Genomic DNA, 22,862 nt, shown 5'->3' with positions numbered 1-22,862 from the left:
TCGAGCCTGTCTGACGTTTCGTCTGTGCCGCAGTCAAGAACTCTGTCATCCATAGGGTTGTGCAAACAGCAGACGCGGTCTTTCGGCCAGGAATCCGGAAGAACCGAGGAGGGCAAGGTCATGAAGCCTGGAGCCGTTTCCTGGGTCCGTTCGTTGTTGCTCGTCGCTTTCGTTTCTTTCGGCTTGATCTCGGTTCAAGCTCAAGTGGACACCGGTACCATTTCGGGAACGGTGACCGATCCCTCCGGCGCGGTGGTTTCAGGCGCCAAGGCCACTCTTACCAACCTCGGCACCAACGCCACGCTCTCGACCACCAGCGGATCGGACGGTACCTACACGTTTACGCCTGTCAGGGTAGGGAACTACAAGATCGACGTATCCGCGCCTGGGTTCCAAACCTCCAGCCAGCGCAACATCGTCGTGGACGTTAGTTCCCATGTACAGGCGAACTTCGCGCTTAAGCCGGGCAATGTGACCGAAGTAGTCGAAGTCACTGGCAGCGCGCCGGTGCTGGAGACCCAGAGCGCATCGGTTGGTCAGGTTATCGATCGCCAGAATGTCGACAGTCTGCCGTTGAATGGACGAAACTTTACCTTCCTGGCCCAGCTCGCCGCCGGCGTAAACACTCCGCAGGCCGACACGCGCGGCAATGCCGCCAGTGGAGCCTTTTCGGCTAACGGTCTGCGTCCAGCGCAGAACAACTATTTGCTCGATGGTATCGACAATAACTCTGATACCGTCGATTTCCTGAATGGAACGAACTACGTCGTGCTGCCTCCTCCAGACGCGATTCAAGAGTTCAAAGTCCAGACTTCCGATTTCAGCGCGGAGTATGGACGCTCGGGCGCCGCGGTTCTGAATGCCACCATTAAGTCAGGAACCAACAGCGTGCATGGAACAATCTGGGAGTTCCTGCGTAACGACAAATTTGATGCTGCTGATTATTTCGAGCGGACTTGCAATAACGGAGCCTGCACCACCCACAAAGGCGAACTCCGGCAGAATCAATTTGGATTCTCTGTTGGCGGACCTGTTGTGATTCCCAAATTATTCAACGGTCGGGATAAGGTTTTCTTCTTTGCCGACTATGAAGGTACGCGGAGAATTCAAGGCACCATTCTGAGTGGCTCAGTCCCGACACTAGCTGAACGGAATAGCAACTTCACGAACTTTACTGATCTGATCACTGGTCAGTCCGGCAATGCTCGCACCGATGCGCTGGGAAGATCAATTCCACTAGGTACGATTCTGGATCCTGCAACAACAAGGGCGGTCACGAAAGGCGTAGCGGATCCTGTCTCGGGCATTGTCGCTACAGCGACAGGCTTTGTTCGTGATCCGTTTGGGAGCTGTCCCGCGAGCACAACTACCTTTACCCTTGCTACTTGTGGCCTCAATGTACTGCCCGCGGGTCGCTTGGATCCCAATGCCATTAAGCTGCTGAGTCTTTATCCTCAGCCGACGGGCTCGAGCCTTTTCCAGAATTTCACTAATTCGCCAAAGCTGAATGAGCATCGGAATGCATTTGACTCGAGAATGGATGTCAACTTCAGCGCAAAAGATCAGACGTTCTTCCGGTTTAGCCTCGTCGATGATCCCATCTTCATCCCAAGCATCTTTGGCGGAATAGCCGATGGTGGTGGATTTTTCCAAGGCAATCAAACCGCTCTTGCTGAGCAGGCTGCTCTAGCGGAGACGCACGTTTTCTCATCAACTCTGGTCAACGTTGCTCGAGCAGGCCTCAACTATCTGCACACTACCCGCGCGGGTCCGGTTGCGACTGATCTGAGCAACATCCCGGCTCAATATGGAATCCAGGGAATTCCTCAACAAAACAACAATGGTGGTCTTCCGGCTTTCGGCATTAACGGCCTTCAGACCTTGGGAAGCAATGCATTCTTGCCTTCCGATGAGGTGACTTCCACATTCCAGGCGACTGACGATCTGACGAAGATCTACGGCAAGCACACTTTCAAAATGGGATTCGAGTTCCAGCACGTAAAGTTCTCGACTCTCCAGCCACCCTGGTCGCATGGCGAGTTCGATTACAACGGCAACTACACTGATATCCCCAACGTTGGGGGTGGCAATACCGGGCGCGCGGCATTCCTGCTAAGTCCAACTGCATCCACGGTACCCGGTGGAATCAACTTCGTGGGCGGTGCGACGACCGTCCAAATTTCGAACATCTCGCTGACTGATAACGGTAAGGAGTATTACGGAGGCTATCTCCAGGATGACTGGAAAGCTACGTCAAAGCTGACTGTGAATCTCGGTCTCCGTTATGACTTCTTCGGGTTGGTCGGCGAGCATCATGAAAACCAGGCGAACTTTGTGCCCGGTGGCCCTCCAACTGGAGGACCGATGTACATAATCCCAGTTGGGCCCAACGCCAATAACTTGTCTTCGGGTTGCGCAACTTGCTTCACTGATCTCTTAACCAAGGATGGGATCAAGCTCGCAATCACAAATGCTTATGGGCAGGGTCTCGGAAACTCGCAAAAGAACAATTTCGCTCCGCGGGTCGGTTTCGCCTATCAAGTCACCCCGAAGCTGGTAGCAAGGGCGGGATTCGGCATCTTCTACAACGGGTTCGAGAATCGCGGATTTTCGCCAAATCTCGGAGAGAACTATCCTTTCCAATTTAATTTCACGTTTAACAGCCCGAACGATGCGAATCCGATCCTGAATAGCGCGGGGAATGCGCCAGTGTTTTCCGGCTGCAGCACTGCTGGTCCCGGTGGCACTGCGACATTCGAGACTGGATTCTCCTGTACCCCGCTGAATCCGCTGCTAGTGAATGCGAACGGACTGAACCTGCGCGGCATTCAGTTCAACTATGCAACGCCCTACTCCATGGGGGGCAATCTAACCTTGGAATATGAGGTTACGCCCACCTTCGCCGTACAGGCTGGTTACGTGACGTCCCTGGCGCGCCACTTGGAGGTGTTCCCCGGATCGAACATCGTCACGCAGATCTTGCCCGCGTCGGCGAACGCGAATCAGTTCATTCCATTCCCTGACTTTGCTCGTGGATCTAGCTATGCGATTACCGAGGGAGCGAGCGCGTATCACGGGCTGCAGACCAAAGCTGAAAAGCGATTTTCAGGAGGCCTGAACTTCCTCGCAACCTACACGTGGTCGCAAGTGCGCAGTGACGCCCGTGACTTGCTCAACGGCGGCAGCGTTTCTGGCTACCGGGCTCCGGGCGTTCCCGGAATGGGAATCAAGGCAGATTACGCCTTGGCTCCGTTCGATATTCGTAACGTCTTTCATTTCAGCGGCACGTACCAACTTCCATTCGGCAACGGCAAACGCTATATGAACTCATCCAGCGCCGCGACCAATGGCATGCTTGGAGGCTGGAGTATTGTCTGGTCGGCCACACTACAGGGTGGACAGCCGGTCACAATTGGTTGTCCCACCGGTGTGGCTGCTGGGGTGGGCTGCCAATCTTTGAAGATTCCTGGGCAGGATCCTTATGCTGGCCCACATAACGTTACTCAATTCTTCAACCCCAAGGCATTCACGCAGCCGTGCGTTTTGGGAGCCGGAGGCGCTCCCATTCCAAATCAGCCCGCCGGATGCGTCCCGCTTACCGGGAATGCTGCGTTGGGCGGAATCAACGAACTTGAGGGGCCGGGATTCCATCGCCTCGATTTCTCAATGTTCAAGGAATTCCCGATTAAGGAGCGCTTTCACCTGCAGTTCCGGGCGGAGATGTTCAACATCCTTAATCACCCGAACTTCAACGCTCCGGGATTCGGCGGGAACGGTGTGGTCGCCATTCCTGGATCAACTAACTTCACGAACTCGAACTTTGGGGCGATTGGATCGACTCGCGATGCTCCCTACGACCCGCGACAGATTCAGTTTGCTTTGAAGTTGTATTACTAGCCGTAGAGGCGGAGAGGCTTCAGGGGAAGCCTCTCCGCCAGTAGCACAACGGTTTTCCTTTTCGATCATGTGGTCGCGTGCTCCACAATACGGTGATAGCATGCGAAGGCTGTGACTCTCCGATTCTGTCTGGGCCTCTTTACTACTTGGGCAATCGTTGCCTGCGGACTCCTTGCTGCCCAGACGAATGGGCAATCTCGCAATCTTGATCGATCCTTCCAGTCCGCCGTCGCTGACTACAACGCCGGTCATTTTCCTCAAGCTGCTTCAAAGCTCGAAGCACTACTGCCACAGGCACCAAACAGTTTCGATGTTCATGAACTGCTTGGTCTCATATATTCCGCGGAATCTCAGAACGCGAAAGCAACGGAACATCTGCAGAAGGCCGTGAGCCTCAATCCGGCTTCAGCTGCGGCGAGAACGAACCTGGCTGCCAACCTCGTTCGACGGAAGAAGCTCGATTTGGCCGAAGTTCAGTTCGCGAAAGCCGTCGAATTGGAGCCGAACAATTTCGACGCCAATCACAATCTCGGCGAACTGTATATTCAGCGCGGAAAGCTTCAACAGGCTGCGGAATCTCTGGCGAAGGCGCAGAAGATCGAGCCTGACTCGTATGACAACGGATACGACCTCGCGCGTGCATATCTGCTCATCGGCAAGACGAATGAGGCGCGCGAGACGATCGGTTCACTCATTGCGAGGAAGAACACCGCCGAGCTGCACAACCTGCTCGCGGAAGTAGAGGAGAAGGAAGGCAAGTTTGTTGCCGCAGCCAATGAATATGAAACTGCCGCTCATATGGAGCCCAGCGAGAGCAATCTTTTCGACTGGGGCAGCGAACTGCTGGTGCATCGCACGCTCGATCCCTCAGTTGAAGTGTTCCAGAAAGCCACCGAACTTTATCCCAAATCGGCGCGGCTGGCGGTTGGACTGGGCATGGCTTTGTACGCGCGTGGGAACTACGAGGATGCGGTGAAGTCGCTGCTGCGGGCGGCTGACCTGAATCCGTCTGATCCGGGCTGCTACTTATTCTTGTCGCGTGCCTACGACAGCTCTCCCAATCAGGCGGATGAAGTGATTGAGCGCTTCCATCGTTACGCGCAGCTTCAGCCGCGTAACCCTCGAGCGCTCTACTACTACGCGATGAGCTTGTGGAAAGGGAAGCGAGCGCAGCAAACGGATCAAGACCTTAGCGAGATCGCGAAGCTTCTGAAATCGTCGATCGCGCTCGATAACAAATTCGCCGAAGCTCATCTCCAGTTGGGCAATCTCTATTCCGACCAGAAGCATTACGCAGAGGCGATTCCGGAATATATGCAGGCCTTGACGCAAAATCCCGATCTAGCCGACGCGCACTACCGGCTTGGGCAAGCGTACGTGCGGACTGGTGACAAGCAACATGCCCAGCAGCAGTTCGATGTTTATCAAAAATTGCGAACGCAGCATTTGGCGGAAATCGATCAGCAGAAAGCTGAGATCCGGCAGTTCGTGTACTCGGCCAAAAATGCGTCTCCGCCAAAGTCGGAGTGAGGAAGGAAGAGAAGAATTCTTGATTTGCGTGTGACACTCGTCATAGGCTTGGCGACACACGAATAGAGTAATGTCTACCACTTTCCTGAAATCGGCGACGCGCGCATCGCGAGAGTCTGCGCAGGAACTCGCGCGTTCTCTTGTCAGCAGCCGTCGCGATTTTCTGCGAACGTCGGCTCGACTCGCGCTCGGGAGTACTCTTCTCGGTTCGCGTGCGTTCTCCTGGGCTGCTCCGACTTCGAAGAGAAAGGTAGTTGTAGTTACCTTTGGCGGCGGAGCGCGCGACCAGGAGACCTTCGCCCCTGAAGGTCAGGAAAATATTCCCAATTTGATGCGGGAGCTGATTCCGCAATCGACTTTCTTCGGCCAGGTGGTGAATCGCGGCATCCTCGGCCACTATGTCGCGACGGCAAGTCTCGCTACTGGAGCTTACGAAACCATCAATAACTTCGCCTCACTGCCTCCCGAAAACCCCACGGTATTTGAGTACTTCCGTAAAGAGCAGAAACGGCCGTCATCGGATGCCTGGGTGGTAGCTCCGAGCAATGGATTTAACCATATTGGCGAGAGCAGCAATCGCTCTTACGGCTCCGGACTCGGAGCACGCGTAATTCTGCCGAAACACTTGCTGACTGCAGCGACCTCCGGCGCCCCCGATTACGAACATCTGCTTCGTGACAATTACGAAACACCGTTCTACGCTCCGCAACTCGGCGGGAGTGAATTTGAGCTGCAGCAGTTGGAATCCATCCTGAAACTCTCGGTCGACGATTTTCGCGCGCATGCGCGCACGCTCTCCAGCCCCGACGAGCTCTCGCTCTACATTGCCAAACGGCTGATGCGTGAAGTCGCGCCCAGTCTGCTGTGGATTACGATGCACGACATCGACATCGCCCACGCCGGTGCATACTCGCTATATATCGAAGGAATTCGCCGTACGGACCGTCTGTGCGCCGAGCTATGGAAGACAATCCAGTCTGAACCCGAATACGCGGGCAAGACCACTCTGTTCATTCTTCCCGATTTTGGACGCGATTCAGATGAAGATGCCGGCGGCAACGGCTTCCAGCACCACCGCACCGGCGACACGCTCTCGCGTACAACGTGGATGATGGCACTCGGGCATGGCGTTCGCGAAGGCGTGATCTACGATCGCCGCATCGAGCCAACCGATCTGGTTCCGACGCTCGGATCCATTTTGGGATTCTCTGCCACGCTCTCCAAAGGCAAGCCCATTTCGGAGCTGGTGTAACGTGCTGCCCCGCGATCTCAAACCGGAACACTTCAGCTCATATCCTCCCGAAGCCAAGCGCCTGGCTACGAACTACATCGGAGCATTCCAGACTCTGCCCCTGAGTTTCCTTCCAAACCTACTACGAGAAGTTGCGGATTACGATTACAAGTTTCCGATTGAGCGACGAGCATTAGAGAAGGAGCTCGAAAACCTGGCATCTCTTTCGCCCGAACAGCGCACCCAGTGGTTCGGTGGATTCGCTGCAATCCAGATCGCTCAGACGCTGGCAGACTTCGACTGGGCGGCATCGCCGGCTCAATTTGTAGAACAGCTATCGGAATATCTGTGGAGAACCCATCAGCTCGACGCCTTTCGCGCGGCCGCCGTGCATTATGCGAGTCTGCTGCAGCAGGCTGTTCGTCCCGAGCAACCCGCGATGCCCAGATTGGGAATCACGGTTATCGGAGAAGGGGTTGCTTCATACGACCAGGCGCTGTTTCGTAAGCTCAGGCCTCACGGTGCTTACTTCAGCAAAATCGATCCGGAGAATGGGCTCGCGAGCCTGATAGATGCGGTCGGTGAACGGGCTCGGGCTCATCCAGCCAACTACGGGCATTGGTACATCGATGGCGGCGGACCGGTGGCGCACGATCCGGCGCTCAGCATCATTTCTTACACCTCGCTTGAGCCGGTGCGCAGAGAACTCTTGAAAAAGATCGATGCGCAGACGAAGCGTCCCGGAATGGGACCTGAGGCGCTGAGGACGACGCTCGCCCAGATGCGGCCTGACGATCTCGGATTCAACGGCGACGACGCGGTGCTCGATCGCTTTCAGATGAAAGTTCTGACCGAGGGATCAGGCACGCAGATCTTTAGTACCAGCTTCGTCCAGTGGGCGGCGCGTGAAGCTCTGCGGCGCGCGCAGCCGCTCACGCTTCTGGTGCGCTTCGCGCCGCGCCAGCGTCAGAAACCGATGAACGAGCTTCTATCGGCGAATGCCGGAGCAGCCGAACCAGACCCGATCGGCTCCCTGATCGACGGCGACATCGGCGCGTACTACAACTGGCTAAACCAGCAGCGCCTGCCCGGAGCCGAGCAGTCGTCGTTCCTGGTCTGGTTCGAAGGCCACAATCAAGCGTTAATGATCGGTCCCACTGTGCCTCGCGGCACCGAATCTGCTTCGCAAATGAACCTGAAGCAGTTGCTGAATTGGGAAGGATAGCCGCCGGATCCTCCTCCTTTGGCTCACCTCGACGCTTGCAGCACCGCCACTCCATACACCGGCAAACTCACGGACTGCTTCGCTCCTCCTGCTAAGACGTCGGTCATCGCTGTCCGCAATGGCACCGTCTGGTCAGCTTTCGAGAAGTTCACCAGAATAAGGACCGCTCCCCGGCTACCATATCTCGGATACACATCGACTCCGTCGGGCACTGACGGAAGCACGGGTTTCACGCCGCTGACATCGGTCATCCATTTCGCAGCGGACTGCATGGCAGCATCGTCGAGCCATGCCCCAATGTAAGTGATCCGGCCATTGCCAACCTTGCGCGTGATTGCTGCCGGCTGACCATCGAGCCATCCATTGCTCTTGCCATAGGTCTCGAGGACCTCCGTTCCCGAGTCCTTGGCGCTCAGCAACTCTGCCCACAGCTTCGATTCGCCCGATCCGAGGTTTCCCTGAACGGGAACGGGATCGGTGAGTGCGTAATACTGCTCGACGCGTCCGCCGAGCAGATTGACCAGCGGACCCGGTTGACGTTCCGTCTGCAGAGCGTTGTCGTCATCCTTCATTCCCAAGCGCTGACCCAGCACAAGATGCCCGCCCTGCCGCACATAGTTCTCGAGGTTCTTCGCGGCAGCGTCCGACAGGACATTCAGTCCAGGGGCAACCACAAGCTTGTACTGCGTGAGCGGAGCTGTAGGCGCGACGATATCGATCGACTGGCTGATCGCGCGCAGCGGCTTGTAGTAGCTCACGATCTCCGCTACGGGATCGTATTTCGAATTGTGCTTCTGCCAGTTGATCGCCCAGCGGCTGTCGTAAGAATGCAGAATGGCGACATCCGACTTCACCGTAGTTCCCGCGAGCACCGGACTCGCCTTCGCAAACTCCTGACCAAGCTGCTGAACCTCTGAGTAGAGCGGTACTGGTGTGCCATCGGCTCCAACCAGCGTGCCATGATACTCCTCCTGACCATTGAGAGCGCTGCGCCACTGCCAGTAGCTCACCGTGTCAGCGCCGTGGCCGATCGCGTGCCACGCCATGGCGCGCACTTCGCCTTTGTTGAGTGCATTGTTTATCGGTGCCCAGTTCACTGAGCCGGGCTGGGTCTCCATCACCCAGAAGTTCTTGCGCTTGAAGCCGCGCGTCAGATCGTGCGTTGCACCATTCTTTGCCGGATCAAGATGGCCTTCACCGACGTAGTCGTCCCAAGAAGCCAGGTCGAGATCCTGGCTGACGACATAGTGATCGTAACGATCGAACCATCCCATCATGTTTGTGGTAATGAACTGTCGCGGATCGGAGTTGGCGCGGATCACATCGAGCTGGTTCTTCTGATAGCTGCGCCAGGTATCGCTCACGAATCGTCGCCAACTCAGCAGGAGGCCGGGATTCCCGTATCGGGTTTCGATCGGAATCTGGTTCCAGCTGGAATAGGTCTGGCTCCAGTACGCTGTGGTCCAGCGTGTATTCAGGTTATCGAGAGTCCCGTATCGGGCCTTGAGCCATTGCTGGAATTGCGCCTTTGTGTCTGGATCATAGGATTCTTCGGCGTACTCGTTGTCGATCTGCCATCCGATCACCCAAGGATTATGTCCAAATCGCTTCGCCATCTGCTCGGCAATGCTGCGCGCCAGTTGGCGGTATTTCGGATTGGCAAAGTTGAACTGCTGCCGATTCCCGTGCTCGGCCCGGCGCCCGTCTTCTTCCATGCGCAGTGTTTCCGGATATTTCTGCGTGAGCCATGCAGGTGGAGCGGCGCTCGGAGTTCCCAGAACGGTGTAGATGCCGTGCTTCGAAGCGGCCGCGATCGCATGATCGAGCCAATCGAGATCGTACTGACCTTCACTCGGCTCCATGCGGCTCCAGGCAAACTCGCCGACCCGCACCATGTGGATGCCGGCCTTCTGCATGAGTTCGAGATCGGCATCCCAACGCGACTCCGGCCATTGCTCCGGATACCACGCCGTGCCCAGCAAAATCGCCGGCGGCTGCGGAGCACTCGATTGGCTTATCAGCGCGTTTGGAGCAAATAAGGCAACCGCAATGAGCAAAGCAGCGCGAAGGGAACAGCATCGCCAGTTGTCGATCATTCTTCCTCCACCGACGGCAGATTTGAACGCGAAGACGGCTGAAGTCGTGATTCTCGGTTGGTTAAGCGCTTCACATCTTACATTGCTGGAGCGTCACTGCGAAGCTCGAATCTCAGCCATTTATGGGAGGGCAGATTTGATATCGGTGTAGCCGAAGTCCTTGCCTTTGAAGAGCAACGGCTCGTCCATCGCTTTTGCTAACGCATAGGGGAAGCAATCACCAAAATTTAGACGGGCGCGGTGGCCGCTGCTTCGCCCAAAATCTCGATAAGCAGCCCGCGCCACCCGGGCTTGCGCTTCGGTAACCGGTTCAATGACGAATCGAGCTTGGCGAAGCAACTCATCGAGTCGTCGACTCGCTATGGGATCACGGCTTCCATCGATCACAGCAGCAGTCTCTACGTAGGTTGCTGCGGAAATACGCCTAGAGTTGGCATTGCCGATAGCTTCGGCGTAAACTCTGGCGTCGGATTCGTCTCTAAGGATTGCAATGAGAGCGGAGCTGTCCACAATCATTTTGGGAGGCCTTTTTCGTCGTAGAGAAGATCCGCGTGATCGGCCGAACGATAAGGCTCTTTCAGTCGTTTGCTGCAATCTTTGCCAATGGCCAAGAGCCGCTCGACAAGGCTGGAGCCGCGCCTATCTCTTATGCGCTCCAGGCGCTCCCGCAATGCGTTGGTTACGGCTTCGGTCATGTTTTCGCCCGTTAGCTTGGCAAGCTGGTTCGCTAAGCGGTGAGCATCCTTGTTTTTGATGTTCAAGCTCATTTGTGCTCAATTCTACCTGTCTACCATATCGATATATAATTCTACCACCGATCCGCGAGCTCATGTTTCAACTTCGTGACCTTCGTGTTCGTTCTTGTTGTTGTCCGTAGAATAGGAATATGAAGCGCTCCGGCACAGCCGACCTCCCGCTCCACGGCGGACGTGTTCCGTCCTGGCTGGCCGAGCGCATGACGGTTCTGGGTACCGCCATCTGCGAGAGCGTTCTGTACCATTACGGAACGTCGGAACTGCTCACCCGCCTCAGCGACCCATTCTGGTTTCAGGCCCTCGGCTGCGTAATGGGCATGGACTGGCACTCGTCAGGCATCACGACTTCAGTGCTGGGAGCTCTCAAACGCGGACTCAATCTCCGCGCGCACGAACTTGGGATCTACGTCTGTGGCGGACGTGGCAAGCACTCGCGCAAAACTCCTGCCGAACTGCTCGTGATCGCCGGCCGCTCCGGCCTGGACGGTGACAAGCTGGTCCGTGCCAGCCGACTCACCGCCCGCATCGACAACAACGCCATCGCGGACGGCTTTCAGCTCTATCTGCATTCCTTCGTCCTGAGCAGCAAGGGAGAGTGGGCGGTGGTTCAACAAGGCATGAACGACGCCACTGGCATGGCCCGCCGATATCACTGGCATTCGGCCACGGTGCGCGACTTCGTCAGCGAACCGCACACCGCGATCGTCGGAGAGTCGCAGGGTACAGTCATGAACCTGGTGGACGCGCACGCCGCACCGGCGCAGCAGGCGCTGCTGGAAATCGTGCGCGAGAATCCGGAGAAGACGCTTGCCGAAACTCGCAATCTCACCATGCCGCGTCATCACGACGTGCGCACGCCCGATGTCGATCTCAAGCGTCTAGGAGCGGTGCTCGCGCTCGCCTATGAACGCGAGTTCCACGATTTCGGCGAACTCCTGCTGCTGGAAAAGCTAGGTCCGCGCACGCTGCAATCGCTGGCCCTCGTGGCTGAGGTGGTCCACGGCACGCCAACGCGCTTCGCCGATCCGGCTCGATTCTCTTTTGCGCATGGCGGCAAAGATGGCCATCCATTCCCAGTACCGCTCAAGACGTACGATCAATCAATCTCAGTGCTCCGCCGTGCGCTCGATACCGCGAAGGTAGACCATCCTGAAAAACTCGATGGCTTCAAACGGCTGGATCGATTCGTGCGCAAGATCGAACGAACGGCTTCGCCGCGAGCCGATCTGGAGGCCGCCATCACCCACGAGAAGAAGATTTCGCCCGAATTCGGAGGGAGAACGGTCTTCGATGACCATGAAGAACCGCATCGCGGACAATTGGAATTGTTCGGGAACTGAGCGGACCGCGCTGACCGAGTCCTAACTCACCCTTCGCGACCACCAACGGTACTGATGCCGCATATACCTGGTGCAGGATTCGCAATCGAGCAGCTTTCACCAGAGCAGAGTCATTGCCGACGGCCCAGGTCGGCTTAGGAAAAACATAGAACTCTGCTGCGCCGGAAACTCCCTGCGATAGGCTTCCGCCCACTCCCGGAGAAATTCTTCAATCTGGTGTTGCTTTATTAGAGCCCACACACTGCCACCGAAGCCTGCTCCGAACGCTGAGGCAGCAAACGCGCCTTGCTGTCGTGCGGTTCGCGCCAAAAAGATAGTTTCGGCGGTTTGGTTGTTCAGGAGTTGCTCAGCATTTCGTTGGGATTCATCGACGAGATTGCCGAAGCGGCTCCAATCGCGCATGGCGAGCGCATCCGCTGCTTTGGGAATTATTGAGGTGGATTCCGAGACGAACTGCTCGAAACGGTCGACGAGCGGGAACTCGGAACTTATGGGCGTCGAACTGAGAAGCTTTCGTAAGTCGCTCTCGGCGCTTTTGGAAGTGGCGAGCACGGCGGCTAACGACCGGTCGTCACGTTCTGTCTCGTGATTCCACATTTCCAGAATGGAACGAACCGCGAGCGAGAGTCGGTTGTACTTCGACAGTGCGGAGCCGGTCTTATCAGCAACTACTCCGGTTACCGCGATGGCAAACGAGAACTCTTTGGGCAGCTCCAGTGAGCGCTCGAACAGGGTTGGGCAGAACGCGAACTGAGAAATCTTCCCAGGTTCGCAACATAAAATCGCGGTATGATCTTCGCTGCCGCCGAAGGTTCCGACGCCGCGATCGCCTGGCAACTCGCGGAACGTGGATCCGTTCTCCACGCATCCTAGATAAGTCGCGAGATCTTCTTTTGATCGAATGTTGCGGCGGTACGGCTCTGATTCAGCAAGATCGACCGCAGCCAAACCTAGGAACGATGCAACGACCAGCGAGCTAGAACTGCTCATGCCTGCTGCGCGAGGCAAGTCGCTGGCGAAGAGCACGTCTGCTCCAGTTGTCGAATTGGGAAAGTTGGCAGCGATGCGTCTTGTGACTGTGACTGGATATGCCCTCCAGCCGCGCTGCGGCAATTCGATGTCTGCCTGAAAAGCAAATTCGCTGCGCTCACCCGTTGTCGCATCCACGAAGCGCAGTATGCGGTCACGACGAGGAGATGCAACGACACAGAAGCCGCGTTCAACGCAGCAAAGCAGGCTTCGTCCGCCTGCGTAGTCGGTATGCTTGCCGAGTACTTCGATCCGTCCCGGAACAAAAAAGGCATGCTGGACTGTGCCGATGCCCAGTTCATGGGCGAGGCGCTGAAGCTGATCGAAGAGCCGGCATTTGGCTTCTGCTTCGGCTGCGCTCATTCCGGATTGCTGCAGCGCTTCCGCGTATCGATTCATAGCTCTACCGCGCGGCCATCGAGCGCGCGAACTACGCTGGCGATATCGGCTCTTGTGGAGAGGTCGAGGACTTCGCCAGAAAACGGGATCACTCGAAATCGTTCGCCTAGGTTCTCGATCGCGTATTGGACGGCAGAGGGTATCTCATACTCACCGCGTGCAGAAGGATGGATGGCTTCGCAGGCGCGGTAAACAGTTGGTGTGAACGACCAGCAGTTCATGCTGATGAGTGCGTCGGCTTGGATCGCCACAGGCTTTTCGTTTATGCGCCGCAGGTAGCCTGCAGGATGGAGTTCAAGAGTCGCGTAGGCGTTCAGTTGAACTTCGGCAATGACTCCATTACGGAGCAGTGCGTTGCGATCGAAGCCGACCGTACCCGATCCACGGAGGTCGCGCAGTTTACGCAGAGCTTCGACGGGATAGTAATTGTCAGAATTGATGACCAGAAAGCAGTCTGATGCAGTGAACTCCTGTGCCGCTCGCAGCGCATCTGCAGTGCCGAGCGGCTGTGGCTGAATGGCGAATGAGATTCGTACGAGTCTGGTTTTCAGCGATTCGTAGTAACTCCGAATCACATCGTGCTCAGGGCCTATCACGAGACATATTTCGCGCAATCCTGCATCAGCCAAAGCGCTGATGGAGTAATCGAGAAATGGCCGACCGATGGGGATCATTGCCTTGATGCCGCGATCAGCAATTTGCTCCTGCTCCGGAGTGAGCGAGGCATCCGCAAGGGCAGCGCGCATTCGTTTGCCTACTCCGCGCGCCAGAATGACTGCTTTGGATGTTTCCCGATCCGGAACCCGCAATTTATTGGTCCTTCGATTGATGCTCAAGTGAGCGGAACATTGCCTTCAAATCGCGTAATCCGCGAACGGTGACGATCACCGTTATCAGCGCGAACGATGCACCGGAGATTGCGAGCCAGACCGTCCAGAAGATTTTCCAGGCTGTCATTGCTCCTCCGTCGCCGCGTTGGCAAACCGCAGGTTCGCGCTGGGTTGGGCTTTCACTAGTGATCCAATGAACAATCCGGCGGCGGCCAGTCCAAATGCCATGAAGCCGGTGATATTTTCGTTCCAGTGCAGGAAGAAGAAGGGAACGATTGCGCCTAGGGCTCCCATCAGCATTGCCAGGTATCCGCCGGTGATGCTGGCTCGTTTCCAGTAGAGTCCGCCGATGACGCACACGAATGCGCCGGCGAGGAAGATCGTTCCAGTGATGTTGAGATAGAGATAAACCGCGCCGGGAGGCGTGTAGTAGAGTCCCCAGAACATCAGAAAGAGGCTGACGAAGAGGTTTGCAATTCGATTGACCAGAATCTGTGATCGCGAACTGAGCGGCGTGCGACCGAGAATTTGCCGCATCGGCAGGATGACGTCTTGCGAGATGACTGCGCTCCAGCCGAGCAGGTAGGAGCTGTTGACGGACATGGTTGCCGCGAGCATCCCTGCTACTACGATCCCTTTGATTCCCGGTTTGAGAATTTGTGCAAGCATTGCAGGCATCGCATCGATGGGCGCGAGTGTATGGTTGCCGATCACCGGAGCCGGCACTCCGGAGCTCAGGGCTCCCGTCCCAAACAGCGTAAGAGCTGCGATTCCCCAAAGCATAGGCAGCATTCCACGTCCCAGAAAGATGAAGCCTGTCCATGTCATCACGCGTTTGGATATCTCGGGACTGCGGGTCGAGAACATGCGCATGGCCGTTGTTTGCCAGCAGGTGTGAATGGAGAACCAGAGCAGCGTTTGCCAAATCAGGAATGTGAGGCCGAACTTTGGCGTCAGCAGCGGGTCGAATCCGGCGGCTCCCATGGTGTGGGTTACTTTGTCGAGGATATGAGTCCATCCGGCGTGGTGAATCGAATACCCAGTGATTAGGATCGTCGCGACTGAGAGCAGAACGTATTGCAGGAAATCGGTAATGACGACGGCGACCATTCCGCCTACAACCGTGTAGAGGAGCTCAAGCAAAAGAATGACGGTCATCGCTCCCACGAGATACTGCGCGCCGATGCCGCTGACGATGGTGAGAAACTCTCCCTCGATCTTCAGGAACACTCCCATATTGAGAATGCCGCCGAGTGCAACCAGAACACCGGTTAGCACGCGCAATCCGCGACTGTACTTGCGCTCGAAGAACTCCGGGACCGTCATCAGACGCATTTCGCGAAAACGGCTGATCACGAAACCCGTTCGGCCGACGATGATCATCACCACACCTGAGATCAGTGCCGCGGCAAATGCCGCGAAGCCGTACCTGTAGCCGAGTTCAGCGTTGTACATGTATGTGATCGTGCCGATCTCGGTGGCGGCTAAAGTCGCGATGCCGACGAACACTCCAAGCTCACGTCCCGCGACCAGGTAATGCGAGACGCTGCTGCCGATAAGGCGTTTGCCGATCAGACCGATGGAAACCGAGAGCAGGAGATAAACGGCGACAATCGTCCAGTCGAGCGGAGTGAAGGCCATGAGGAAGAGTGAGTGTTAAGAGCTGCCGCCCGAGCGTAATACAATCCGATGAACTGAACAACCGGGAGATATGCTCTGAGAACCTTCTTCGCGCTTTTTTTCCTTATCGCTGCCTGCATCTGCTTCGGACAGTCCGCGAGTGTGCTCACACCAGGCCCAGCAGCGGGCGCGGTCATTCGAGCCGGCAGCACAGAGGTTACGAACACCCGGCCGAGGGCAGCCGGCACGACGTCGGTTGTGGAGCTTCACAACAATGTGATCGCTGCGAAGTGGAGCGTCGGTGATGGCGGACTTCGTCTCGCTGCAATTGAGGATCGCGTTGCACATCGGCCGATCTCCCTCGATGATGATCTCTTCGTGCTGAGGCTCCATGATGGCGATGCGGTTCGCTCGTCGAAGATGAAGGTTCTTAGCGCTCCGCAGATTCGGGCGCTGTCTGCGGATTCTGGATCATCGAACTTGGCGCAGCGATCCGCCGGACGCGAGATTGCGGCAGAGTTGGAAGACAGCGCCGGACATCTTCACGTCACCTGGCGCGCAATTCTCAGAGATGGCTCAAACTACTTGCGAACTGAAGTCACGATTCGTGCCAACGGACAGGACGTGCCAGTGGCAGAGATCCGTCTCATCGGCTCGAACTCAGCCAACGCTCATGTCGTAGGTACAGTAAAGGGCTCTCCAGCAGTTAAAGGAAATGACTTTCTGGCATTCGAGCATCCGCTTTCCTCGTGTGAGGTTGAACAGACCGCGCTTACCTGCAGCTTGAAGCGAGAGTTGCCGATTCGCGCTGGACAATCTGCAACGTACTCTGCTGTTATCGGCGTTACGCGTCCAGGACAGCTTCGCCGTGATTTTCTGAACTATGTCGAACGCGAGCGGGCGCATCCTTACCGCACATTTCTGCACTACAACACCTGGTACGATCTCGGATATTTCGGACGATACGACGAAGCCGGCGTTCTGGATCGAATCAGCGCGTTCGGCAGCGAGTTGACGAAGAAACGTGGCGTGAAGCTCGATTCTTTTCTTCTCGATGATGGTTGGGACGATCCCACGCACTTATGGCATTTCAATCCAGGTTTCCCAGATGCGCTGCAGCGCATAACGGCAACTGCGGCCGACTACGCCGCAGCTCCCGGAATGTGGCTGTCGCCGTGGGGAGGCTATGGGCAGCCGAAGCAGCAACGGCTCGAATCGGCACACCATTCCGGATATGAAACTTATCAAGGCGGACTCGCTCTCTCTAGTCCCCACTATTTCGAATACTTCCGCAAAGTCTGCCTCGACGTCATCGAGCATTATGGTGTGAATCAGTTCAAGTTCGATGGAACCGGAAACGCCGATCGTGTGATCCCCGGCAGCAGCTTCGATAGCGATTTTGATGCGGCGATCTCCTTGATCTCCGAGCTGCGATCGCACAAGCCTGATCTGTACGTGAATCTGACCACGGGCACATATCCATCGCCGTTCTGGTTGCGCTATGCGGATTCCATCTGGCGCGGTGGAGAAGACCACGACTTTGCCGGAGTCGGAACTGCGCGACAGCGCTGGATAACATATCGCGACGGCGCTACGTACGAACACGTGGTCCAAGCTGGGCCGCTTTTTCCCCTCAGCTCGCTCATGCTGCACGGCCTAATCTATGCGCAGCATGCCAAAGACCTCAGTTCCGATCCGGGTAATGACTTCGCTGATGAAGTCCATTCCTATTTCGGAACTGGCACCCAGCTGCAGGAAATGTATATCACTCCGTCGCTGCTAAGTTCACAGAGCTGGGATGTGCTTGCGGCTGCCGCGAAGTGGTCGCGACACAACGCCGAGGTCCTACGCGATACGCACTGGATCGGCGGTGATCCGCGCAAACTCGAAGTCTATGGGTGGGCGGCCTGGTGGCCCGAGAAGGGAATTGTCACTTTGCGAAATCCAAGCGATCACACGCAGGAGTTTCTGCTGGATGTAAGTCGCGCTTTCGAGTTGCCCTCGGGGGCAGCTCGTTCCTATCGCGTGAGCGATGTTTGGACATCGGGAAATGCGAAGCAGTTTGTGGCAGGCCGCAAAGAAAAAATTGAGCTCAAGCCATTCGAAGTACTCACACTGGAAGCGAGGCCGGTGCACTAATCCAGTCTCGCTCAACGCAGAAGCGGCCGGATCATGCAGAAGACGTTGTCGCGCATCGTCAACGCTTCCCCCATGACCGGCCGCACCCTTCAGGGTTCCCTTCGGATACCTATTAGACGGATCGCAGAACCAATCGTCATCCGCTTCAGTCGGCAGAACTCGGCGTAAGCTCGTGTTCGCGCGATCGGTTTATCCCAGATTTGCTACACCGAGAAGCGGCGAGTAGCGAAGCCCGCTTGTCATCAATTTCTCAATTTCCTTCACCGGCTTGATTCCGCCTCGCGCGCCAACGCCCATGCAATTCAGCGCGGCGGCGGCGCAAGCAAAATCGAGAATGCGCGGTAGCTTCCAGCCCTGCAGCAGACCATAGATGAAGCCGGCGTGGAATGTGTCACCCGCGCCGGTGGTATCAACCGCGTCTACTTGAAATGCCGGGGCGTAGTGGAATTGTTTGCCATCCCAGGCGAGCACGCCGTCTTCGCCGAGAGTGGCGGCGGTGAGGACGCAATCGAAACGACGCTGCATGAGCGGCAACGCTTTTTCAAGATCATCTTCACCGACTAGGCGCGCGGGCACATTTTTGCTCACGATGGCGTAATCGATGTTCTCCAGCAGGCCTTGGACTCCAGCGTAGACATCATCAAGGTCAGCAACGACAGGAATGCCGGATGCGCGTGCCCAGGTTGCTGCAAGCGTGGCTGCTGCCGTGTCGTAACCATCTACGTGAAGAGCGCGAGCATTTACGATCCACTCGCGATCGAGTTCGTCAGGACGAAGACTAAGTTGCGGGTCGCGTCGCCAGAGTACGGTGCGCTCGCCGTGGCGGTCGACCAGAATGACAGCCTGCTGGCTCGGACACCCAGGTACAGCGATGACCTGGGCGTCAACTCCGGCGCGCGCGAACTCAGAGCGATGCAGTCGGGCCGCATCATCCTCTCCCAACTTCCCGACGTATCGCGTGCGCAATCCCCAGCTTTGGCATGCCATCACCGCGCTCGCGACTTGGCCTCCCGGTAGAAAGCTCGCATTTCGAAATTCGATCTTCGATCCCGGAGCAGGATATTCGGGCAGGGGAATCAACATGTCGGTGGCGTTGAGTCCCACACCTACGACATCGACCATGGCAGCTTTCGTCATCTTGGTGAGAAACACTCTAACTGAAGCTTATCGCTCTCTGCCGGAAAATTTGCACCCAACCTCTACCGCTTTGATTTGGATGCATTCTGCTTGAGCCGGTGTATAGTGCCAGCACTCATAATGACTGCTTCCGTCTCTTCGCCAGACGATCTTCCACGCAGACTGGGGCTAATAGATTCTCTCTCGATTGTCATTGGAGTGGTGATCGGTGCAGGCATTTTCCTGGTTCCCAACCTTGTTGCGCGCGAACTGAGATCCATTCCGGCAATTCTCTCAGTTTGGATTTTTGGTGGGATCATCTCTTTTTTCGGAGCGCTGGCCTGTGCCGAATTGGGAACGGCTCTGCCCTCTACCGGCGGACAGTATGTTTTTCTGCGCGAAGCGTACGGTCCTATGGTCGGATTTCTCTGCGGCTGGTCGATGTTTGTGGTTGCCCGCAGTGCCCAAGTGGCGTGGCTCGCGGTCACCATGATGCTTTACGTCTCCTATTTCCATCCCCTGTCACCACTCATCGCAAAGCTGCTCGGAATCGCTGTGATTGCGATCTTCACTGCGATCAATTATCGCGGTGTGACAGTCGGCGCGGCCGTCCAGAACGTGTTTACATTCGCGAAGGTTGTTGGCCTGGCAATCATTATCGGCGCCGCTTTCCTGTGGCACGGAACTAAAGCTCCTTCTGCTCCGATTGCTTCCGGGTTCTCGATTGGCGGCTTTGGCACTGCGTTGATCGCGTGTCTGCTTGCTTTTGATGGATGGGTGCAGGTCAGTTTTGTCGCCGGAGAAATTCGCAATCCTCGACGCAACATCCTGCGGGCCCTCAGTCTGGGCACGCTCGCATGTATCGCGCTTTATCTCCTCGCGAACTTGGCGTATTTGCGCGTGCTGCCGGTAACAGAAATTGCGAGCAGCGATTATGTCGGTGCGTCGCTGGCGGAGCGCGTACTTGGCTCATTGGGCGGACGGTTTGTCTCGCTAATTGTTCTGTTGTCGATTATTGCTGCCTTAAACGGCTGTTTTATGACCAGTCCGCGAATGTACTTCGCCCAGGCTCGCGACGGACTCTTCTTCCGCAAGTTTGCTGATGTACATCCGCGGTACCAGACACCGGCGTTTGCCATCGTGGCTCAAGCAGCCTGGGCGCTCGTGCTTCTGCTTACCGGTTCATACGAGAGCCTTCTCGATTACGCGATGATCGCGATGTGGCTGTTCTACGGACTAATGGTCGCTGGCGTGATCATTCTGCGCCACACTCAGCCTCAACTTGAGCGTCCATACCGGATGTGGGGATATCCGGTAACGCCAGCGCTGTTCGTCGTGATCACCGTTTGGTTCCTGGTGAATATGCTCGTAAACAGACCAATACCCTCGCTCGCTGGACTCCTGCTGACGGCGACAGGCGTTCCTGTTTATTACACGCTCATCAACTGGGGGAAGGGTGATAGAGCAAAAAAGTGGGGAGCTTTTTGAGCTCCCCAAAACAGAAGCGACAGAGGCGATACGTGAGAGTTGGAGTGTAAGCTGCTGCTCCAGAGTTGCCTCGCGATGAAATTTCTGCAAATTTCTGATACCTACACAGCACCAGTCGCGATTTGGCGTTAATTAGGGAGGCCAAAAGCGATGTACATCCCTCCCGACTTTGACTTCAAATCCTTTCCCCCTCCAGCAGCGATTACTACGTATTCCCGACCATTCACCTCATATGCAATTGGCGTGGCATTGCCGGCGAAAGGCAGGGTGGTTTCCCAAAGCAATTTGCCCGAAGACTTGTCGAAGGCGCGAAACTTCTTGTCGTAATTTGTCGCACCGATGAACAGAAGGCCGCTGTCAGTGACCAGCGGGCCGCCGTAATTTTCTGATCCCGTGTCTTTCAATCCCTGCGCCGCAAGCTCGGGATATTCGCCAAGAGGAATCTTCCAGGCATACTCCCCAGTGCTGAGATTAATTGCGCTTAGAGTGCCCCACGGCGGAGCGACGGCCGGGTATCCATCAGGATCAAGAAAGCGCGTGTATCCCGAGAAGCGGTACGGCATCGGAGGGCCGACCGGCTCCGCGCCAGTGAGTTCTTTGTTCGCGCCCTCAATGAGGTAGTCGATGAGCGCACTCAGCTCATCGCGCGAGAGATTGGGAAAGGCGGGCATCCTGCCTCGGCCTTTCTGAACAACGTTCTTGATCGCCGAACGGCTGGAGTGCCGGCCGATGCCTTGCAGAGAAGGGAAAAGCGGTGGAGAGCCGGCCATGTCGTCGCGGTGGCAAATCGTGCATTGCTGCTGGTAGATACCGCGTCCGCTCAGGGGATTGGCGGAGTTCTTGGCCAAACGCGCATACCAGGCCATCTCGTTGGCGTTTACGTACAGCAGTCCCGTCTTGGGATCATAGGCAGGACCGCCCCATTCGGCGCCGCCGTCGAATCCGGGAAACACGACCGTGTCCTGCTTCGTGCTTAGAGGAACGAACTGGCCTTCGCTGCGCAGCGTTCTGAATTTTTTCAGCGCCCATTCATGCGCGGCGGGAGTGCGGTTCGTGAGCAAGCCTTCGGTCAAAAGCTGCCGAGCATATGGCGCAGGTGCTCTGGGTAGCGGCTGCTCGGCGGCAGTTACCTCGCCGGGCAGATCGCTCGAGGAGTATTTCCTGTACTCAATCGGAAACAGTGGAGTCCCGTTAGCTCGATTGAAGAGGTAAACGAATCCTTGCTTGGTCGTTTGTGCGACGGCATCGATGGTTTTTCCGCTACGTGTGACTCTCACCAGAACAGGCGCGGCTGGGAAGTCGCGATCCCACAGATCGTGCCGAACCGCCTGGAAATACCAGACACGTTCACCTGTCTCCGCTCTGAGCGCGAGCAAGCAATTTGCGAACAGATCGTTGCCGACACGATCCCCGCCGTAGAAGTCGAAGGCTGCTGATCCGGTGGGAGCGTAGATGATTCCCGTCTTCGCATCGAGAGTCATGCCCGCCCAATTGTTCACAGCGCCGCTGCTCTTCCACGCGTCTTTTGGCCAGGTTTCATAGCCATACTCACCGGGATGAGGAATCGTGTGGAAGCTCCAGCGCAGTTTCCCGCTACGAACGTCATAAGCTCGGATATCGCCCGGAGCGGCGGGTAGTGTTTCAGGGTCGCGTCCGCCAACGATGAACAGGTCTTTGTAGATGACTGGCGGGCTGGTTAGTGCGATCGACACTGTGGCCGGATTGCGTCCGAGTTTCTCGCGCAGGTCGATGCGGCCGTGATCGCCGAAGGTGGAGATCGGTTGTCCCCTGTTGGCATTCAGCTCATAAACAAAGTTCATTACGCCGGAGATGATGCGCGCATCGTTCCCATGCTCCCAATATGCAAGACCGCGATTCGGTTGCGTGCTGGTCACGCCGGAGTCGAACTGCCACTTCAGTGCTCCGGTTGCGGCGTCAAGGGCGAAGATCTTTTGCGACGGTGTTATGCCGTAGAGCACTCCATGCACGACAATTGGACTTGTCTGCAGCCCGCCGGTTTCGCCGGTGTCGTAAGTCCATGCGACAGCTAGCTCACTTACGTTCGAACGGCTGATCTGCGTGAGCGAGGAATGATGAGCGCCGTCAGGTCCGCCGTAGACAGGCCATTGCTGCTCGCGGGAACACGAAGCCAATGAGATGATCCAGA

General features: G+C 56.6%; 16 protein-coding genes. 7 read left to right on the top strand and 9 right to left on the bottom strand.

The window, feature by feature from the left end; translation table 11 throughout:
• Positions 1-120: 120 nt before the first annotated feature.
• The 4 genes from VFU50_19365 (at position 121) to VFU50_19350 (ending at position 7,883) form a co-directional block, all read left to right on the top strand.
• Positions 121-3,897 carry a TonB-dependent receptor gene (locus tag VFU50_19365; protein HEU5235025.1) on the top strand — a complete coding sequence of 1,259 codons (3,777 nt, stop codon included), beginning with the start codon at positions 121-123 and terminating at the stop codon, positions 3,895-3,897.
• 111 nt (positions 3,898-4,008) lie between these two features.
• Positions 4,009-5,427 (top strand): tetratricopeptide repeat protein, encoded by a 1,419-nt coding sequence (locus tag VFU50_19360; GenBank protein ID HEU5235024.1) that lies wholly within the window; start codon positions 4,009-4,011, stop codon positions 5,425-5,427.
• 70 nt (positions 5,428-5,497) lie between these two features.
• Entirely contained in the window at positions 5,498-6,679 is a 1,182-nt protein-coding gene (locus VFU50_19355; protein ID HEU5235023.1) for a hypothetical protein, read from the top strand.
• Between the two features lies 1 nt (position 6,680).
• Complete coding sequence (locus tag VFU50_19350) at positions 6,681-7,883, top strand: hypothetical protein (GenBank protein ID HEU5235022.1); 1,203 nt, start codon at positions 6,681-6,683, stop codon at positions 7,881-7,883.
• A gap of 23 nt (positions 7,884-7,906) precedes the next feature.
• Here the strand turns inward: VFU50_19350 and VFU50_19345 are convergent, their stop codons facing one another.
• The 3 genes from VFU50_19345 to VFU50_19335 form a co-directional block, all read right to left on the bottom strand.
• The gene (locus VFU50_19345; protein HEU5235021.1) at positions 7,907-9,979 is read right to left on the bottom strand and encodes a beta-galactosidase; all 2,073 of its coding nucleotides are present in this window, start codon (positions 9,977-9,979) and stop codon (positions 7,907-7,909) included.
• Between the two features lie 120 nt (positions 9,980-10,099).
• Positions 10,100-10,495, bottom strand: coding sequence for a type II toxin-antitoxin system VapC family toxin (locus VFU50_19340; GenBank protein HEU5235020.1), 396 nt, complete (start codon positions 10,493-10,495; stop codon positions 10,100-10,102).
• A complete protein-coding gene (locus VFU50_19335; GenBank protein HEU5235019.1) occupies positions 10,492-10,746 on the bottom strand; it encodes a type II toxin-antitoxin system VapB family antitoxin in 255 nt (84 codons plus the stop codon). Before VFU50_19335 ends, VFU50_19340 begins: the two co-directional genes overlap by 4 nt.
• 119 nt (positions 10,747-10,865) lie before the next feature.
• Between VFU50_19335 and VFU50_19330 the strand changes: the two genes are divergently transcribed.
• Positions 10,866-12,074, top strand: a complete 1,209-nt coding sequence (locus VFU50_19330) for a DUF763 domain-containing protein (GenBank protein ID HEU5235018.1) — start codon at positions 10,866-10,868, stop codon at positions 12,072-12,074.
• Positions 12,075-12,170: 96 nt separating this feature from the next.
• Here the strand turns inward: VFU50_19330 and VFU50_19325 are convergent, their stop codons facing one another.
• Genes VFU50_19325 through VFU50_19310 form a run of 4 tightly spaced genes read right to left on the bottom strand, consistent with a single transcriptional unit; the run spans position 12,171 to position 15,973 of the window.
• Positions 12,171-13,502, bottom strand: a complete 1,332-nt coding sequence (locus VFU50_19325; protein HEU5235017.1) for a galactokinase family protein — start codon at positions 13,500-13,502, stop codon at positions 12,171-12,173.
• On the bottom strand, positions 13,499-14,311 hold the full coding sequence (locus tag VFU50_19320) for a nucleotidyltransferase family protein (GenBank protein ID HEU5235016.1): 813 nt from the start codon (positions 14,309-14,311) through the stop codon (positions 13,499-13,501). Before VFU50_19320 ends, VFU50_19325 begins: the two co-directional genes overlap by 4 nt.
• 1 nt (position 14,312) lies before the next feature.
• Complete coding sequence (locus VFU50_19315) at positions 14,313-14,459, bottom strand: hypothetical protein (GenBank protein ID HEU5235015.1); 147 nt, start codon at positions 14,457-14,459, stop codon at positions 14,313-14,315.
• On the bottom strand, positions 14,456-15,973 hold the full coding sequence (locus tag VFU50_19310) for a sodium:solute symporter family protein (GenBank protein ID HEU5235014.1): 1,518 nt from the start codon (positions 15,971-15,973) through the stop codon (positions 14,456-14,458). Before VFU50_19310 ends, VFU50_19315 begins: the two co-directional genes overlap by 4 nt.
• A gap of 141 nt (positions 15,974-16,114) precedes the next feature.
• On the opposite strand from VFU50_19310, the gene VFU50_19305 reads away from it, so the two are divergent.
• Positions 16,115-18,091 carry an enterotoxin gene (locus VFU50_19305; protein HEU5235013.1) on the top strand — a complete coding sequence of 659 codons (1,977 nt, stop codon included), beginning with the start codon at positions 16,115-16,117 and terminating at the stop codon, positions 18,089-18,091.
• A 189-nt stretch (positions 18,092-18,280) separates the two neighbouring features.
• Here VFU50_19305 and VFU50_19300 read toward each other — a convergent pair whose 3' ends face one another.
• Complete coding sequence (locus VFU50_19300; protein HEU5235012.1) at positions 18,281-19,243, bottom strand: carbohydrate kinase family protein; 963 nt, start codon at positions 19,241-19,243, stop codon at positions 18,281-18,283.
• Between the two features lie 105 nt (positions 19,244-19,348).
• Here VFU50_19300 and VFU50_19295 point away from each other — a divergent pair, with 105 nt between their 5' ends.
• On the top strand, positions 19,349-20,695 hold the full coding sequence (locus tag VFU50_19295) for an amino acid permease (GenBank protein ID HEU5235011.1): 1,347 nt from the start codon (positions 19,349-19,351) through the stop codon (positions 20,693-20,695).
• A gap of 128 nt (positions 20,696-20,823) precedes the next feature.
• Here VFU50_19295 and VFU50_19290 read toward each other — a convergent pair whose 3' ends face one another.
• The gene (locus tag VFU50_19290) at positions 20,824-22,848 is read right to left on the bottom strand and encodes a PQQ-binding-like beta-propeller repeat protein (protein ID HEU5235010.1); all 2,025 of its coding nucleotides are present in this window, start codon (positions 22,846-22,848) and stop codon (positions 20,824-20,826) included.
• Between the last annotated feature and the right edge of the window lie 14 nt (positions 22,849-22,862).

The sequence above is a fragment of the Terriglobales bacterium genome (assembly GCA_035764005.1).
In the GTDB taxonomy this organism is placed as follows: domain Bacteria; phylum Acidobacteriota; class Terriglobia; order Terriglobales; family Acidobacteriaceae; genus Gp1-AA112.
Note: the sequence above shows the minus strand (reverse complement) of the source record. Positions and strands in the feature narration are given on the sequence as shown.